This is a genomic window from Planococcus chinensis, assembly GCF_020071995.1.
Classification (GTDB): Bacteria; Bacillota; Bacilli; order Bacillales_A; family Planococcaceae; genus Planococcus; species Planococcus chinensis_A.
The window spans coordinates 238,209-254,450 of sequence record NZ_JABWTK010000002.1 but is presented as its reverse complement, the minus strand read 5'-3'; the positions used below and the strand labels follow the sequence as shown (position 1 = coordinate 254,450).

Annotated in this window: 16 protein-coding genes; 12 read left to right on the top strand and 4 right to left on the bottom strand. The window is 44.2% G+C overall.

Going from position 1 to position 16,242, the window contains the following annotated elements; translation table 11 throughout:
* Positions 1–8 precede the first annotated feature (8 nt).
* The 7 genes from HU147_RS04360 to pepF all read left to right on the top strand — a co-directional run bounded on the left by HU147_RS04360 (position 9) and on the right by pepF (position 8,257).
* A complete protein-coding gene (locus HU147_RS04360; RefSeq protein WP_224075080.1) occupies positions 9–1,076 on the top strand; it encodes an ABC transporter ATP-binding protein in 1,068 nt (355 codons plus the stop codon).
* Positions 1,066–2,004, top strand: coding sequence for an ABC transporter ATP-binding protein (locus HU147_RS04355; RefSeq protein ID WP_036804279.1), 939 nt, complete (start codon positions 1,066–1,068; stop codon positions 2,002–2,004). The genes HU147_RS04360 and HU147_RS04355 overlap by 11 nt, the downstream gene beginning before the upstream one ends.
* 290 nt (positions 2,005–2,294) lie before the next feature.
* Positions 2,295–3,503, top strand: coding sequence for a putative glycoside hydrolase (locus HU147_RS04350; protein WP_224075079.1), 1,209 nt, complete (start codon positions 2,295–2,297; stop codon positions 3,501–3,503).
* Between the two features lie 366 nt (positions 3,504–3,869).
* On the top strand, positions 3,870–4,265 hold the full coding sequence (spxA, locus tag HU147_RS04345) for a transcriptional regulator SpxA (protein ID WP_175557103.1): 396 nt from the start codon (positions 3,870–3,872) through the stop codon (positions 4,263–4,265).
* 239 nt (positions 4,266–4,504) lie between these two features.
* A complete protein-coding gene (gene mecA, locus HU147_RS04340) occupies positions 4,505–5,161 on the top strand; it encodes an adaptor protein MecA (RefSeq protein ID WP_224075078.1) in 657 nt (218 codons plus the stop codon).
* Between the two features lie 93 nt (positions 5,162–5,254).
* A complete protein-coding gene (locus HU147_RS04335; RefSeq protein ID WP_224075077.1) occupies positions 5,255–6,388 on the top strand; it encodes a competence protein CoiA in 1,134 nt (377 codons plus the stop codon).
* 60 nt (positions 6,389–6,448) lie between these two features.
* Positions 6,449–8,257, top strand: coding sequence for an oligoendopeptidase F (gene pepF, locus HU147_RS04330; protein WP_224075076.1), 1,809 nt, complete (start codon positions 6,449–6,451; stop codon positions 8,255–8,257).
* Between the two features lie 727 nt (positions 8,258–8,984).
* Here pepF and HU147_RS04325 read toward each other — a convergent pair.
* The 3 genes from HU147_RS04325 to HU147_RS04315 all read right to left on the bottom strand — a co-directional run bounded on the left by HU147_RS04325 (position 8,985) and on the right by HU147_RS04315 (position 10,879).
* Positions 8,985–9,782 (bottom strand): ClpXP adapter SpxH family protein, encoded by a 798-nt coding sequence (locus HU147_RS04325; protein WP_224075075.1) that lies wholly within the window; start codon positions 9,780–9,782, stop codon positions 8,985–8,987.
* The gene (locus HU147_RS04320) at positions 9,779–10,177 is read right to left on the bottom strand and encodes a globin domain-containing protein (RefSeq protein WP_036807316.1); all 399 of its coding nucleotides are present in this window, start codon (positions 10,175–10,177) and stop codon (positions 9,779–9,781) included. The genes HU147_RS04325 and HU147_RS04320 overlap by 4 nt, the downstream gene beginning before the upstream one ends.
* 120 nt (positions 10,178–10,297) lie before the next feature.
* Positions 10,298–10,879 (bottom strand): CYTH domain-containing protein, encoded by a 582-nt coding sequence (locus tag HU147_RS04315; RefSeq protein ID WP_224075074.1) that lies wholly within the window; start codon positions 10,877–10,879, stop codon positions 10,298–10,300.
* 124 nt (positions 10,880–11,003) lie between these two features.
* On the opposite strand from HU147_RS04315, the gene HU147_RS04310 reads away from it, so the two are divergent.
* The 4 genes from HU147_RS04310 to HU147_RS04295 are packed head-to-tail and all read left to right on the top strand — an operon-like array spanning position 11,004 to position 13,789.
* Complete coding sequence (locus HU147_RS04310; protein WP_224075073.1) at positions 11,004–11,393, top strand: hypothetical protein; 390 nt, start codon at positions 11,004–11,006, stop codon at positions 11,391–11,393.
* Between the two features lie 22 nt (positions 11,394–11,415).
* Positions 11,416–12,093: a GTP pyrophosphokinase gene (locus HU147_RS04305; RefSeq protein WP_224075072.1), complete on the top strand. Its 678-nt coding sequence runs from the start codon at positions 11,416–11,418 to the stop codon at positions 12,091–12,093.
* Positions 12,090–12,890, top strand: a complete 801-nt coding sequence (locus HU147_RS04300; RefSeq protein ID WP_224075071.1) for an NAD kinase — start codon at positions 12,090–12,092, stop codon at positions 12,888–12,890. Before HU147_RS04305 ends, HU147_RS04300 begins: the two co-directional genes overlap by 4 nt.
* A 2-nt stretch (positions 12,891–12,892) precedes the next feature.
* Positions 12,893–13,789 (top strand): RluA family pseudouridine synthase, encoded by an 897-nt coding sequence (locus HU147_RS04295; protein WP_224075070.1) that lies wholly within the window; start codon positions 12,893–12,895, stop codon positions 13,787–13,789.
* Here HU147_RS04295 and prpE read toward each other — a convergent pair.
* Positions 13,774–14,511 carry a bis(5'-nucleosyl)-tetraphosphatase PrpE gene (gene prpE, locus HU147_RS04290; RefSeq protein ID WP_224075069.1) on the bottom strand — a complete coding sequence of 246 codons (738 nt, stop codon included), beginning with the start codon at positions 14,509–14,511 and terminating at the stop codon, positions 13,774–13,776. The genes HU147_RS04295 and prpE overlap by 16 nt on opposite strands.
* A 94-nt stretch (positions 14,512–14,605) precedes the next feature.
* Here prpE and mgtE point away from each other — a divergent pair, with 94 nt between their 5' ends.
* Entirely contained in the window at positions 14,606–15,976 is a 1,371-nt protein-coding gene (mgtE, locus tag HU147_RS04285; protein ID WP_224075068.1) for a magnesium transporter, read from the top strand.
* Positions 15,977–16,242: the final 266 nt, after the last annotated feature.

Sequence of the window (16,242 nt, the reverse complement as noted above, 5' to 3'; positions counted from 1 at the left end):
AGTTACAAATGGAAAAGATTCTACAAGTAAAAGACCTCGAACTTTCCTTCAACACTTTTGGCGGGGAAGTTAAAGCGATCCGAGGCGTAAACTTTGATTTATACAAAGGGGAAACATTGGCAATCGTAGGTGAGTCGGGATCAGGTAAATCCGTTACGACAAAATCCATCATGCGTTTGCTTCCTGAGAATTCAGCTGAATTTAAAAATGGCCAGATTCTTTTTGGCGGACGTGATTTGACCAAATTGAGCGATAAAGAAATGCAAAAAATCCGTGGAAAAGACATTTCGATGATTTTCCAGGATCCGATGACTTCGTTAAACCCGACGATGCCGATTGGCCGTCAAATTACGGAGCCGATTTTAAAGCACCAAAAAATCAGTAAAGCTGAAGCAAAAAAAGTGGCAATTGATCTGCTTCGCTTAGTTGGTATGCCAAAACCGGAATTGCGTATGAAACAGTATCCGCACCAGTTTTCCGGTGGACAGCGCCAGCGTATCGTTATCGCTATTTCACTTGCCTGCAATCCGCAGATTTTGATTGCGGATGAGCCGACTACAGCACTTGATGTAACCATCCAGGCGCAAATTTTGGAATTGATGAAAGACCTGCAAAAGAAAATCGATACTTCGATTATCTTCATCACACATGACCTTGGCGTCGTAGCGAATGTTGCAGACCGTGTAGCGGTTATGTACGGAGGCAAGATTGTGGAAATCGGAACGGTAGATGAGATTTTCTACAATCCGCAGCATCCGTATACTTGGGGCTTGTTAAGTTCAATGCCGTCGCTCGATACTTCAGAGGAAAAGTTGTATGCCATTCCAGGGACGCCGCCGGACTTGTTGGCACCGCCTAAAGGGGATGCATTTGCACTCCGCAGTGAATATGCGCTGCAAATCGATATGGAGCAAAACCCTCCATTCTTCAAAGTGAGCGATACTCATTATGCGGCAACATGGCTATTGCACCCAGATGCACCACAAGTTGAACCTCCTGCAACCGTAGTGGAACGCATGAAGAAGTTCCCGGGAAGCAGATATTATGAAGGAGGAGCGGTTTACAATGGCAGATAAATTATTGGAAATCAAAAACCTAAAACAGCATTTCAATGTCGGCAAAGCGAACGAAGTGAAAGCTGTCGATGATATCAGCTTTGATATTTACAGAGGCGAAACTTTAGGCTTGGTTGGCGAATCTGGCTGTGGGAAATCCACTACCGGCCGCTCGATCATCCGTTTGTACGATGCGACTTCTGGAGATGTTTTCTTCGAAGGCGAAAATGTGCACGGCAAAAAATCAAAAAAAGACCTGAAAAAATTCAACCGCAAAATGCAGATGATTTTCCAGGATCCATATGCTTCACTAAACCCGCGTATGAAAGTAATGGATATTATCGCAGAAGGCATTGATATCCATGGATTGGCTAAAAATGCGGCTGACCGCAAGAAGATGGTTTTCGACCTTCTTGAAACGGTTGGCTTGAACAAAGAGCACGCAAACCGTTATCCGCACGAATTCTCAGGCGGGCAGCGCCAGCGTTTAGGAATTGCCCGTGCGCTTGCGGTTGATCCGGATTTCATTATTGCCGATGAACCGATCTCGGCGCTCGATGTATCGATTCAGGCACAGGTAGTCAACTTGCTGAAAGAACTGCAGGAAGAAAAAGGGCTGACGTATTTGTTCATCGCCCATGACTTGTCCATGGTAAAATACATTTCTGACCGTATTGGCGTGATGTATTTCGGAAAACTTGTGGAATTGGCTCCAGCAGAAGATTTATACAATAATCCGATGCATCCATATACACAATCACTGCTTTCAGCTATTCCGCTGCCAGACCCGAACTACGAACGCAATCGTGTCCGTAAATCATATGATCCGGCTACCCACAACTACACGGAAGCTGATAATGTACAAATGAGAGAAATTACGCCTGGCCATTTTGTTCAATGTTCTGAGAAGGAATTTGAATCTTTAAAAGCTGCCAGTGCTGTAAGATAATCTTAAAAAGGATGCCTGTTTGGCATCCTTTTCGAGTTTAAAGGCAAAAAACTTTTACTCATTGTATATGAACGAACATACAACCGGACCGGCTGGTTTTACGCAGTTGTATTCCTATCATTGAAACCTTGTCTATAGACGGAAAAAGGATGCCTGCCTGGCATCCTTTTTTATTTGTTTACATTCTGGAAATGCTGAAAATAATGTCAGTAAGCTTCTTGCTTTACTGTATGAAATATTCAGAAAAATGTTAAGATGATTACAGATACTGACAAAGGAGGAATAACTGAATGAAGACAAAGTTATCAACAGCCGTTTGTTCGCTGCTGCTAGGTACCCTCATCGTGTCGCCAGTTTCCGCAGCCGTTGATGAATCCCAGCCACTGGATTTTGCTCCACGTACATACCATGCCGTGAAAATCAGCCCAGAAGTGCTGGCTGCTTCTAAATTATTTGCCTTTGATTCCGGATTGGACTTTGAATACCCTGATGCAGTAAGAGGCATCTTTGTTACTGCCCATTCTGCAGGCGGTGCGCGGTTTGAGCAGCTTGTTGAATTGGTGGACACAACAGATTTGAATGCCATGGTAATAGATGTTAAAGAAGATTTCGGCCATTTAACATATGAGCCGAAAGAAGGCACTCCACTTGCAGCGCTCGGGATTGGTGAACCTTACATAAAAGAACCGCGTGCCATCTTGGAGCGGCTTGAAGAAAAGAAAATTTATCCTATTGCCAGGGTAGTCGTTTTTAAAGACTCCGTCTTAGCTAATAAACGTCCGGAGTGGTCTTTTGCCGACGGCAATACCGTATGGAAAAACGGGAGGGGTGAATCTTTTGTTAATCCTTTCTTGAAAGAGGTTTGGGATTACAACGTTCAAATCGCCATTGAAGCTGCTAAATTGGGCTTTAAGGAAATTCAGTTTGATTATGTCCGTTTCCCGGAAGGATTTGAACACCGGGCGGATACACTGCAATATTCCATGGGAGAATACGCCGAATCAGAACTCGATCCGGTTCAGCGGCGTGTGGAAGCGGTAACGGACTTTGTCGCATATGCCAGAGAACAATTGGAACCATACGGGGTCGAAGTTTCCGTTGATATTTTCGGCTACTCAGCAACACTGCCGGAGGCGCCGGGTATTGGACAAAACTTCTCCAAAATCTCGGAAAACGTGGATGTCATTTCTTCCATGATTTATCCTAGCCACTGGACCTCTTATTTCGGCATTGCCAAACCCGATTTGGAACCTTACAAGCTTGTAGCAGAGTATGCCAAAGTTGAAAATGAAAAATTGGCGGCATTAAAAAACCCGCCAGTTTCACGGCCATGGCTTCAGGACTTTACCGCTTCTTATTTAGGGGCTGGAAACTTTAAACGATACGGAAAAGCGGAAGTGGAAGCTCAGATAAAAGCTCTAAATGAGAATGGGATCCAGGAGTTTTTATTATGGAACGCTGGAAATACCTATTCCAAAGGGGTAGACTATACGCCTTAAAATGCTTAGAAAAGCCCAATCACTGGATTGGGTTTGTTTTTTTGCAACTATTTCTGTTCTCAATCGTACTATATAAAGAGGGCTAAGTGATTTTCAAACAGAATTCGTAATTGAGAATAAAAATTTTATTAATGAGGGTTTAAAGTCTTTATACAAGGGTAAATTAAATAATATAAATAAATGAAGGAATTTAGAATTATGTAGCAATTATGTGACATACAATTAGGTTTTTAAATAAATATTATCAATACCTATATTCAATAGATAGTGATTGTTGTATAATGAATGTAAAGCTTCTACATTATAGTGATTCTAATTTAATAATTCCTGAACTAACTTGAATCCGAAAGGAAGTGCTCCATTATGATGGTTACATTATTTACTTCTCCGAGCTGCACATCTTGCCGAAAAGCGAAAGCATGGTTGGAAGAACATGAAATTCCATATACAGAACGCAATATTTTCTCTGAGCCTTTAACAATCAGTGAAATAAAAGAAATTCTACGAATGACTGAAGACGGAACGGATGAAATCATTTCAACCCGTTCGAAGATTTTCCAAAAATTAAATGTTGATGTAGAAAGCTTGCCTCTACAACGTCTATATGAATTAATTCAGGAATACCCAGGTTTGCTGCGCCGTCCGATTATCATGGACGAAAAACGCCTGCAGGTTGGATACAACGAAGATGAAATTCGTCGCTTCTTGCCTCGTAAAGTTAGAGCTTATCAATTGCTCGAAGCGCAGCGTATGGTGAACTAATAAGTTTTCAAGCTGTCCGGTCTTTATGAAGATTCATAATGGATCCCGGACAGTTTTTCTTTTATTTTAATTAGTTGCATTTATCTGTACAATCCATTAAACTCTTAGTTACTTGAAGCTTAGACAGCCTTAGGCATATACTTTCTCTTCCGTTGAAAAACAGGATATAATTAAGGCAGTACCACAGCACGGTATAGAAGGACGATCCTCTTAGTCCATTTCGAAAGGAGAGGTGTAAAATGGAGATCGAACGAATCAATGATAATACAGTGAAATTTTACATTTCCTATCTTGATGTTGAAGAACGTGGCTTTAGCCGTGACGAAATTTGGTTTAACAGAGACAAAAGTGAAGAATTGTTTTGGGAAATGATGGATGAAGTGAACGAAGAAGCCGATTTCGTTATGGAAGGGCCACTGTGGATTCAAGTCCAAGCGATGGATAAAGGACTTGAAGTAACGGTTACCCGGGCTCAGCTTACTAAAGATGGGCAAAAGATTGATTTGCCTGATGACATAGAAGAACGCCGTAAAATGTTCGGCGGAGATGATGCAGCTGCATCAGAATTTGATGAGTTTGAACCAATCTTCGATGAACCTGATTTGAAAAAACTTGAATATACATTTGTCTTCTCTGAAGTCGATGAATTGCTGCCATTGGCGCGCCGCTTAATGTACGTACCGATTGAATCAGCTCTTTATCACTATGAAAACAAATACTATCTGTATGCTGGGTTTGATGAACTCCTTCATTCGGAAAGTGATGTTAAAGACAATATCAGTATTTTCACTGAGTACCTGCAAACTTCTCCGATTACGATTCACCGTCTTGAGGAGTACGGCAAACCAATCTTTACAAAAGATGCACTAGCTAATGTGCTGCATTACTTCGGATAAGGCCTCCTATGGGAGGTCTTATTTTTTTGTTTAAAAATAAAATGTCTGCCGCAAACGGTTAATGATTAGCATGGCGGCCAATGTAAATTTTCATTGCTTAAGCCTAAAAACTCTCCTACAATCAAGAAAAGGAGAGTGAATGCGATATTAGTAGCTAAGACTTCAACCAACCGAACGATCTATTTGCACCAGCGTTTAACCCGGGAGCAATTGGTTCACCTAAAGGCCAATGAGCAGTTTTTCTGTCCATCTTGCGGCGACTCCTTGCTCTTAAAAATCGGCACCATCAAAATCCCCCATTTTTCCCACAAAATCCATTCGGATTGCGCGACTTTCAGTGAATCCGAATCACCTGCACATCTGTACGGCAAAACGATGCTCCACACCTTTTTCTCACAAAAAAACCACCATGTAGAACTGGAAAAATATTTCCCTGTTATCCGGCAACGGGCTGACTTGCTAGTCGATCGGCAGTATGCTGTCGAGTTTCAATGCAGCCCTATTCCTGTACAGCAAATCAAATCACGAACAGATGGCTATCGAGCCGCAGGCATCGAGCCGCTTTGGCTGTTAAACACGAATGACAGCAAGAGGGAAGGGATTCATTTCATCAAGCTAAAGAGCTATGAGCGCGCTTTCGTTCAGCAGGAGAAGGGGTGTTCTTTTCTATTGTCGTTCGATCCTGCGGCCAATCGGTTCTATTATTGCTCCAGCCTATTTTTTATTGGCGGCTTTCGGTGGATTGCGAAGATCAAATCATTGGCGGCTGAAAAACAGACTTTCCCTTTCGCGTTGCCCCGCAAGCTGACAAAAATAGAATTTGAAGAAGTTTTTGAGATGGCGATGATTGAAAGGCCGCGATTTGTCCGCAGCCAGCAATTTGTACAAAATCGGTTTCAGAATCTCTTCTGGCGTGCCTGTTATGAACTTCGATTGGATGCCGCCACTCTTCCTTTGGCGATTGGCGTGCCCTTAACAGGCAATCATCTGCTGGAAGGGCATTGCATTGAATGGCAACTGCAAGCGCTTGTTGCGAAGTCTCAGGGGGTTTCCATGCTCGAGTTCGTGAAAAGCGCCCAGGTAAAGTTAGGGCCAGAGACGACCGTTCCAAACGCTGTACAACATTTGGAGCGGTATCTCGAAATTTACCGTTTGATGGAAGCAAACAAGGAGGACCGGAAGCTTCTTTTAGAACTTCTGTATGATAACTATTGCAAAAACGTATGAAAATTGAGAAAATAGTACGTAGTTCGACTCCCGAAAGAGTAGGGCAAAGGAGGAATTGCAATGGCGGAAAAATTACTATTGAGAAATGAAGTTCCTACAGAATTGACTTGGAAACTTGAAGATATTTTTGAGTCCAACGAAGTCTGGGAGCAGGAGTTTAAAGAAGTGGCTGCCTTGGCAGAAAAAGCGGATTCTTATCAAGGGAAATTGCAGGAAAACGCGGAAGCTTTGTATAATGTCTTGGTTTATAAAGACGAATTGCTGCAGCGTCTGCAGAAATTATATACGTACTCGCATATGCGCTATGACCAGGATACGACTAACTCAACGTATCAGGCGATGGACAGCCGGATCAAATCGCTCTATGCGAAAGTATCGACAGGCTTGTCTTTCTTAACACCTGAAATTTTAGAGTTAGAAGAAGCTGTCTTAAATAACTATATTGAAAGCCATGAAGGCTTGCAGCTTTATAAACATGCACTTGAAGAACTGAATTCGGTCCGTCCGCATGTACTTCCGGCAGAACAAGAAGCTTTGCTTGCCCAATTGTCTGAAGTGGTGAGCACTTCTTCAGACACATTCGGCATGCTGAACAATGCTGATTTGGAATTTCCGGAAATTGAAAATGAAGACGGCGAAAAAGTACAGATTACACATGGCAATTACAGCCGTTTCCTTGAAAGTTCAGACCGGCGGGTTCGGAAAGATGCTTTTAAAGCGGTTTATGCAACCTACGGCAAATTCCGCAATACGTTTGCTTCCACTTTATCGGGCAATATTAAAAGAGACAATGTAAATGCCCGTATCCGGAAATATGAATCGGCCCGTCAAGCGGCGTTATCAGATGACCATATTCCAGAGAGCGTTTACGACAACCTCGTCGAAACCGTCAACAACAATCTGCATTTGCTTCACCGCTATGCGGCATTGCGCAAAGAAGTGCTGGGCTTGGACCAAGTCCATATGTACGATATGTACACGCCTTTAGTAAAAGAAGTGAAGATGGAAATTCCTTATGAGAAAGCGACCCAAACCATGCTGTCGGGCTTGAGCGCATTGGGTGAGGAATATACCGGAATTGTGGAACAAGGCATCAACAACCGCTGGGTAGACGTGAAAGAGAATAAAGGAAAGCGCAGCGGAGCTTATTCATCAGGAGCTTATGGCACAAACCCATACATCTTGATGAACTGGCAGGACAATGTTGACAATTTGTTCACGTTAGCGCATGAATTTGGCCACAGTGTCCACAGTTACTATACGCGTGCTTCTCAGCCGTACGTCTATGGAGATTACTCCATCTTTGTTGCGGAAGTGGCATCAACGACAAATGAAGCTCTTTTGAATGAATATATGGTGAAGACAACCGAAGACGACCAAGAGCGCATTTACTTATTGAACCATTGGCTGGACGGGTTCAGAGGTACGGTATTCCGCCAAACGATGTTCGCTGAATTTGAGCATCTGATTCATCAAATGGATCAAAACGGCGAAGCGTTGACTGCAGACCGCTTGACTGAAGTGTATTATGAATTGAACAAAAAATACTTTGGGGAAGAAGTTGCAGTAGATGAGGAAATCGGAATGGAATGGGCACGCATTCCACACTTCTACTATAATTATTACGTCTTCCAATATGCTACCGGCTTAAGTGCAGCTACCGCGTTAAGCAAAGGGATATTGGATGAAGGGCAACCGGCAGTTGACCGCTACATCAACGAATTCCTAAAAGCCGGAAGCTCGGATTATCCGATCGAAGTATTGAAAAAAGCCGGAGTGGACATGACTTCTCCGGAACCAGTTGCAGAAGCCTGCAAGGTTTTTGAAGAAAAATTAAATGAGTTGGAAAAGCTATTACTAAAAAAATAAATCTTTAAGAGAGAGGCGCCCAATAACTAGGCGTCTTTCTCTTTTTGTTTTATCAATATAATAAAAAATGCCAAATAATGAATTGCAATACTAAAACAATATGACAAATTTGTGAAATCCTTTGTGAAATATTGCATTAACTATTATTCCGTGATAAAGTTAGGTTGTGAAATAAATCACATACAAACATACACCCCTTTGTTTGAGCGTGAACATTTCTCCCATCCCCTTTGTGTAATATGGAAAGGCGCCTTCCGTTCGCGGAAGGCGCCTTTCACGTTTTATGTAGAAAAACGCAGGCGGCCGTGTAGCCCCGACAAGCGCTGGAGGGCTTGTCGGAAATGGCGGTTTTTGCCATTGCTGAAAAGACCGAAGCGACCTCGAGGGGCTGGGCGCCGGAGTTAGACAATAAAGAAAAGCGGAAACGGCCGTTCAGCTTCGACCGGCATAAGACAGACCAGCGAAGTGGCGCTCTTTGCCACACAGCTGGGTTGGCTTATGACCCGAGAAGCTGGCCGTTGCAGCTAGACAATAAAGAAAAGCGGGAGCGCCTGTTCAGCTCCGACCGGCGTAAGACGATTTGGCGAAGCGGCGTATTTTCAGCCGCACAGCCAAAGTGGCTTACGACCCGAGGAGTTAGGCGCTGCAGCTAGACAATAAAGAAAAGCGGAAGTGCCTTAATTACATAAAAAGATGCATTGAAATAGCCTTCCGCAGATGCGGAAGGCTATTTTAATGTCCATAAAGTTTGATCTGGCAAGTTGATGCGTTCAAGCTTTTGCTGAAGCAACTGCTTTTTTAATTCACGCTCAGCTGTTTGTTCAGAAATATTATATATAGAGGCAATTTCTTTTGTAGCCAACGTAGAATACTTTAAAAATAAGTTTTCCAGTGATGGCGGGGACTGGCGGTTCAGCCGCTCCTCGCCAAGCATCTCTTGTAAAATGGTTTGATAAACATCATATGAATAGAGGCCGGAAACTTTCACGCCTTCATCTTCTATGCATTCGTTGAAGAACACGATGCTCGGTACTTCATCAATCTCCATTTCCCGTGTGATATGCATATCACATTGGAACGCTTTTGCGGTATGCACCGAATGGAAATCACGTTTGAATTCTTCCTCGTCCAACTCGGATTCTTCCGCAATCTCCAATAAAATGGCATAGGAAGAGACGTCTTTCGTCCGAAGCAGCAAGTATTCCTGCAGTTTATGCAAGAACCGGTTGCCTGCACGCTTTCCCTGAAGTTCCGCTGCTTTTACTGCAACAGAAGCAAGCACCGGATGTGAAAGATTGTTGGTGTCAATATTGACGGTTTTGCTGATTTTATTCAAAGTGAATAGCTTGGTGCTTAATACAAAACGCACGGAAAAATAGTGGCCGTATTCGATTTGCAGCTTACGGATGATTCCTTGAAGTTCCCAGCATTCTGGATTTAACGGGTCAAAAAAAACATACAGTTCCATGGGCTTCAGTGGCTTAGCCTGATGGTCCATTTCTTGAACCAGGTCCAGATTATTCACTCTAACTCCTCCTCGCTATCTTGCTCATTCACCATATGATGAGCAGTCATAACAAGCCGTTGGAAAAAGATTTCACGGAATTTCCCTTCCAATCCAATTTCATCCATGGCTTCGCTCATGCACTCCAGCCAAGCTTGGGCCCGGGCAGGCGTAATAGGAAAAGGATGGTGCCGCGCTTTAAGCCTCGGATGTCCATGTTCTTCAGAATATAAATTAGGTCCGCCTAAATATTGAGTCATAAATTGTTTTTGTTTTCTCGCAGTTTCAGTTAAATCTTGAGGAAATATAGGCTGCAGCTTTGGATGCTTTGCCACACGTGCATAAAATGCATCAATCAACTGTGACAAGCGTTCCGCACCAATTTCTTCGTACGGAATTATCGGTTTTCCAGTCATTATTGTGTCTCCTTTGCTTTAGCTGTAAATTCATTTTAACAACGGAGAAGGAATTTCTCAAACAAATCGACTGAACCGGATGGGAGAAGTGGAATAATCCACTGGATTTAACAATATTTTTCAATGCTTGGATTTGGCGGATTTCATGAAACGTGCAATCTTTTTATCAGCCGGGCGAAGTGGAATCTGCTGGCTTTTCAAAAAGTCGTTAAATTGCTGTTCACCAGTTTGCGCATCTGCCACTTCAAATTCCAGTTCAAAATCCACTGTCTCTCCGTATTGGGAATGATCCAGGACAAGCAGACCGGATTGAAAATCAAATTCGATGCGGTGGGTGGTCAGTCTGCCGATCATCTTCAGCTGTGCCGGTTTTACATTTAAGGCTTGCAGCGCCTCGCAAACTTCAGGTGCTTCATGAGAAATGCCTTCTATAAATTCCTGCGCCTGCCGTTCGTTCAGCAAATCGGTGGTTTCATAATTTCCTTCCGGTGCCGGCGTTTTTAGTGTGCATTCATAGCCATCGTGTTTTTTTCGAATACGGAGGGCGCATCTGGACGCTTTTAAGGCAAAGTCAGCCGTATCAAAATAATAATTCACCTGTGTTTTGGCATCAGCTGCAGTATAGCGGAAATGCTCCAGCAGTTGTTCGTATTCTTTTTGGGTCAGCATGTTTTTAAATTCAATTTCAAGTTCTTTGGACATAATCAAACACCTCTCTATTAAATTTATTATCGGATAGTTGGCCGCAAACTGCAACGAATGGCAGAGCTGTGTTAAAATATGCCTATATAGAAATGGCAGAAACGGCAGAAGGGGAGTACATTCATTGCGAAAATTAGTTGAAGTAGAAAAAGGAACCATTACCGAAAACCAAATACAATTCAGCATCTTGGCAACTGAGCCGTTTGAAGCAGTAGAAGCGGCAGGAAAGATGCTTGCGGACAGCGACGAATGCGCTTTTGTCTATGTAGTGGATACGGGAACTGAATATATTTACGTACATTTCAAACAACATACATGGTCTGTACTTGCTGAGGCCCTGAAAAGAACCGAAGTGCCGCTTTTGCAATGGGGACAACAAATTATGCCGCTTAGCGCTTTCCACGAGGAAATGTGGTTGCTGATCGAAAATATTGAAGGAAATGATAATTACGGCGAAGTGTTCCGCACAGCGGTTGAAGAAGTTTTTCAAGAGGCACTTGCTTCACGCAGCTAAAGAGAAGTGAGGGGGACAGGTTATGGGTCAGTGGGATCGTTTTTTAGCGCCTTATAAACAGGCAGTAGATGAGTTGAAGATTAAATTTAAAGGAATGCGGCAGCAGTTTGAAACCGACAACACCAATTCACCAATTGAATTTGTTACGGGACGGGTGAAACCGCTGGCAAGCATTTATGACAAAACACTTGAAAAAGGCATTCCATTTGAGCCATCAGAGGAATTGGCGCATCAGCTTCAGGATATTGCCGGCCTTCGAATGATGTGTCAATTTGTAGGGGATATTGAAACGGTTGTAGGGCTCCTGCGTCAGCGCAACGATTTGCGGATTGTTGAAGAAAAAGATTATATCTCGCATGAAAAGCAAAGCGGCTACCGTTCGTACCATGTCATTGTGGAATATCCGGTTCAGACAATCAAAGGCGAACAGCTGATTTTGGCGGAAATCCAAATCCGCACACTCGCGATGAATTTTTGGGCATCGATCGAGCATTCGCTGAACTATAAATATAAAGGGATTTTCCCGGCAGAAATTAAAAACCGCCTCCAGCGGGCTGCGGAAGCTGCTTTTCAGCTGGATGAAGAAATGTCGCAGATCCGGGATGAAATTCAGGAAGCTCAGGCTTATTTCAGCGAATTTAAAGAATCCCCGAGCACACATTTTCCAAATGAGCGTGAAGGAGGGAAATCATCGAGATGAAATTTTATATTCAATCGAGAAGTGATGAATTATCCAATCAATTAATGGCCACTGCACGGGAATATTTACAGGATTTCGGTTTGGAATGGAACGAAGAATCTCCAGATGTCGTGTTGTCCATTGGCGGAGACGGAACGTTTCTTCATGCATTCCACAAATATCGGGATCAATTGGACTCTGTTGCTTTTGTCGGGTTACATACAGGGCATCTGGGGTTTTACGCAGACTGGAAACCGCTCGAAATTGAAAAGCTGGTGCTGTCGATTGCCAAAAAGGATTACGAAGTCATTGAGTACCCGCTGCTTGAAACGAGCATCCATTACCGCAATAAGGAAAAACCGGCCGTCTACTTGGCATTAAACGAGTCTACAGTAAAATCTCCTGACGTGACGCTTGTCATGGATGTCTTTTTAAACGAAAGCCATTTTGAGACGTTCCGGGGAGATGGATTGTGCATGTCTACACCGTCAGGGAGCACCGCTTACAATAAAGCGCTTGGAGGAGCCATCATCCATCCGTCGCTGCAGGCAATGCAGCTGACGGAAATGGCTTCAATCAACAACCGGGTTTTCCGTACCGTGGGTTCACCGCTTGTGCTGCCTTCGCATCACCGCTGTGCACTGCGGCCCGTAAAAGCGGTCGATTTTATGGTCACGGTCGATCATCTGCAGCTGCTCCATAAAGATGTTAAATCCATCGAGTACAGGGTGGCGGACGAGAAAGTCCGCTTTGCCCGGTTCCGGAATCATCCGTTCTGGAAAAGGGTCCATGATTCATTCATTGATAGTGAGGTTTAAAAGTGAAACAATTCAAGTCATTCCAATTAACTTATATCGTTAAAGAACCTGGCTTGCTGCGGGAAGCTCTCCATGGTTGGGGGATTTCCAAAAGAACGCTTGCATCTGTCAAATACAGCGGCGGCCAGATTTTAGTCAATGGAAATGAAGTAACGGTCCGGCATGTCTTGGAACAAGATGATGCCGTGACCGTTATTTTTCCGAATGAAGAGCTGGGGGAAGGGCTAATTGCAGAGGCAGGGCCGCTTCAGATCGTTTATGAAGACGAAGCCTTGCTGATTGTCGATAAACCGCCTCTCCAGAACACCATTCCTTCGCGCGAACATCCTAGTGGGAGCCTTGCCAATATCGTAGCCAACCATTTCGAAGTAAACGAAATCCCGGCAACGCTGCATATCGCCACCCGGCTTGACCGCGATACGTCAGGGCTTGTGTGCATCGCCAAAAACCGCCATATTCATCACATGCTTTCCATGCAGCAAAAAGGAAACAGGATGAAACGGCGGTATGATGCCTTTGCCCATGGAAAGTTTAGTGAACGAAAGTTCGTGATTACCGAACCGATCGGCCGGAAAGATACCAGCATTATCGAACGGGAAGTGCGCCCGGATGGCCAATTTGCTGAAACGGAAGTGGAAGTCCTGCAAGAGTTTGATGGCTTTACCCATGTGGAACTTAGCTTGAACACCGGGAGAACCCATCAAATTCGTGTCCATTTATCGCATATCGGGCATCCGTTGCTCGGCGACGATTTATATGGAGGGGAGCGGAGCGGCATTTCCCGCCAAGCCCTCCACTGCAAATCACTGGAGCTGGTCCATCCTGTTTCGGGAGAACCCCTTTCTTTCACTTCTCCTTTAAAAGAAGATATGGAAGAATTGATTTATGCAAAACGATGAAAACGGTCCGGCTGATAAGGCTGTTGAGAAGGGACGGAGACAAGCGTTTTTTCCGGGAAGCGGAAAGCCGTTAACGCTCCGCCGAATACACAACCTGTATCAATATTGGCCGTCTGGTTGATGATATAAGGCTGTTCTGTCGGCGTGTGGCCGTAGACAATCCATTTTCTCCCGTGATAGGACTTGGCCCAGTCTCTTCGGATGGGCCGGCCGTTTTGGTCGAATCTTCCTGTGATATCGCCGTATAAGACGAAAGTGGCAATGCTTCTGCTAAGCGGTTTCCCAATCATTTCTGATTTAAGTCCGGCATGCGCAACAATCAGTTCATTGCCAAGTTCCTGGTAGACGGGAAGCTCTTCGTAAAAACGCCGGTAACGGGCTCTGAACTCCTGCTGTGCTTTTTTCGGAAGCGTCCTCCATTCAGCAAGGGTCGTTTCCAGTCCGTTATTGACTTGGACATTATTGCCTTTAAAATAGCGGTAAAGTTTGTTGCAATGGTTTCCAGGGGAATAGTAGAGGATGCCCCTATCCTGCATCCGGAACAAAAGCTGCAGCACTTCGAGTGATTTAGGGCCCCGGTCCATAGCGTCTCCGACAAAAACTAGCTGCCGGCCTTCTGGATGGATATAGACATCATGGGTTTTTTCATAGCCAAGCTTGGCGATCAAATCCACTAATTCATCGAAACAGCCGTGGATATCGCCGATAATATCGTATTTCAAAAAATCACCTCTTAAATCTTGATTATCTCTACACATAGTGTAACGTAAAGATGGAAATTGCAAGACTTTGAACAATCGGAAGGAGGGAGTTTACATGATAGAAGAAAAAGTAATGAATGAAAAAGAATTAAATGACGAACTGCTATTGGGTTTGTTGGAAAGTGGCGATTTGGAAAGTTTCCGGGAAGAATTCCTCGCGCAGCATCCATATGACCAAGCGACGTTTTATGCAAAAGCGGAGCCGGAAATCCGCCATCAACTGTATCAGTATCTCTCTCCTAAAGAAATGGCGGATATTTTTGAAGCCATTGAATTAGATGATGATGAGTATGAAGATTTGTTTAAAGAGATCAATGTCCATTATGCGGCAGATTTGCTTGCTGCCATGTACACCGATGATGCCGTCGATATTCTCAATAAATTGAACAAGGACCAGGTGGCTGCCTATTTGACCATCATGGACAAAGAATCGGCACGCCAGATCAAAGATTTGCTGCATTACGAAGAATATACGGCTGGTTCAATCATGACTACAGAATTTGTGTCCATCCCTGAAAACTCGACTGTCCGTTCAGCGATGAATATTCTTCGGAATGCAGCACCGAATGCAGAAACCATCTATTATGTGTTTGTGGTGGATGAAGACAAACGTCTGTCAGGCATCGTCACTCTGCGTGACTTGATCATTTCGGATGAAGATACGCTGATCAGATCCATCATGAATGAGCGGGTGGTTTCTGTATCGGTTGGTGAAGATCAGGAAGAAGTGGCCCGGATGATCAAAGACTATGATTTCCTGGCAATGCCGGTTATTGATTTTCAAAACCATCTGCTCGGCATTATTACCGTCGACGATATCATCGATGTCCTCGACGAAGAAGCATCAGACGATTACTCCAAATTGGCTGCGGTGTCCGATATGGACACGTTTGACAGAGGGCCGTTCACAGCGGCGAAGAAACGCCTGCCATGGCTCATTTTGCTGACATTCCTCGGTATGCTGACCGCCAATCTTATGGGAATGTTTGAAGCGACGCTCGATAAAGTGGCGCTATTGGCCGTCTTTATCCCGCTGATTGCCGGAATGGCAGGGAATAGCGGAACGCAGGCACTGGCCGTCGCAGTCCGCGGGATTGCTACAGGCGATATTGAAGAAGAAAGCAAGATGAAATTATTGTTCCGGGAAGCAGGCACCGGGTTGATTACCGGCATCGTATGCGGCCTCGTCGTTGTGGGGCTTGTGTATTTTTGGAAAGGCGAATTATTGATCGGCGTGTTGGTTGGCACTGCTGTCATGGGATCCATTTTTGTGGCTACCCTGGCAGGATCATTTATTCCGCTGCTGATCCATCGCTTAAATATTGACCCAGCGGTTGCATCCGGACCGTTTATCACCACATTGAACGATATTATCTCCATCCTGATTTATTTGGGACTGGCAACTACATTCTTAAACCAACTATAGAAAAGTGCGAATTGCACTTTTCTTTTTTATAGGGTAATATTAGTACCAGGTAATAAGAAAAGCGGAGGCGGCCGTTTAGCCCCGGCAAGCGCTGGAAGGATTGGCATGAATGGCGCATTTGGCCATTCGGGCCAAGACTGAAGTGTCTCGAGGGGCTGGCCGCCAAAGCTGGACAATAAGAAAAGCTGGACAAGTAAAAATCCATAAGCCCGGAATGCCTGAAACAGGGCATTTTGAATAATAAAAAGATGCAGGGGGAATAAAGA

Excerpts from the sequence above, each read along its gene's own strand:
- HU147_RS04360 (WP_224075080.1), top strand. The coding sequence starts at position 9 with ATGGAAAAGATTCTACAAGTAAAAGACCTCGAACTTTCCTTCAACACT.
- HU147_RS04355 (WP_036804279.1), top strand. The coding sequence starts at position 1,066 with ATGGCAGATAAATTATTGGAAATCAAAAACCTAAAACAGCATTTCAAT.
- HU147_RS04350 (WP_224075079.1), top strand. The coding sequence starts at position 2,295 with ATGAAGACAAAGTTATCAACAGCCGTTTGTTCGCTGCTGCTAGGTACC.
- spxA (WP_175557103.1), top strand. The coding sequence starts at position 3,870 with ATGGTTACATTATTTACTTCTCCGAGCTGCACATCTTGCCGAAAAGCG.
- mecA (WP_224075078.1), top strand. The coding sequence starts at position 4,505 with ATGGAGATCGAACGAATCAATGATAATACAGTGAAATTTTACATTTCC.
- pepF (WP_224075076.1), top strand. The coding sequence starts at position 6,449 with ATGGCGGAAAAATTACTATTGAGAAATGAAGTTCCTACAGAATTGACT.
- HU147_RS04320 (WP_036807316.1), bottom strand. The coding sequence starts at position 10,177 with ATGACTGGAAAACCGATAATTCCGTACGAAGAAATTGGTGCGGAACGC.
- HU147_RS04315 (WP_224075074.1), bottom strand. The coding sequence starts at position 10,879 with ATGTCCAAAGAACTTGAAATTGAATTTAAAAACATGCTGACCCAAAAA.
- HU147_RS04305 (WP_224075072.1), top strand. The coding sequence starts at position 11,416 with ATGGGTCAGTGGGATCGTTTTTTAGCGCCTTATAAACAGGCAGTAGAT.
- HU147_RS04300 (WP_224075071.1), top strand. The coding sequence starts at position 12,090 with ATGAAATTTTATATTCAATCGAGAAGTGATGAATTATCCAATCAATTA.
- mgtE (WP_224075068.1), top strand. The coding sequence starts at position 14,606 with ATGATAGAAGAAAAAGTAATGAATGAAAAAGAATTAAATGACGAACTG.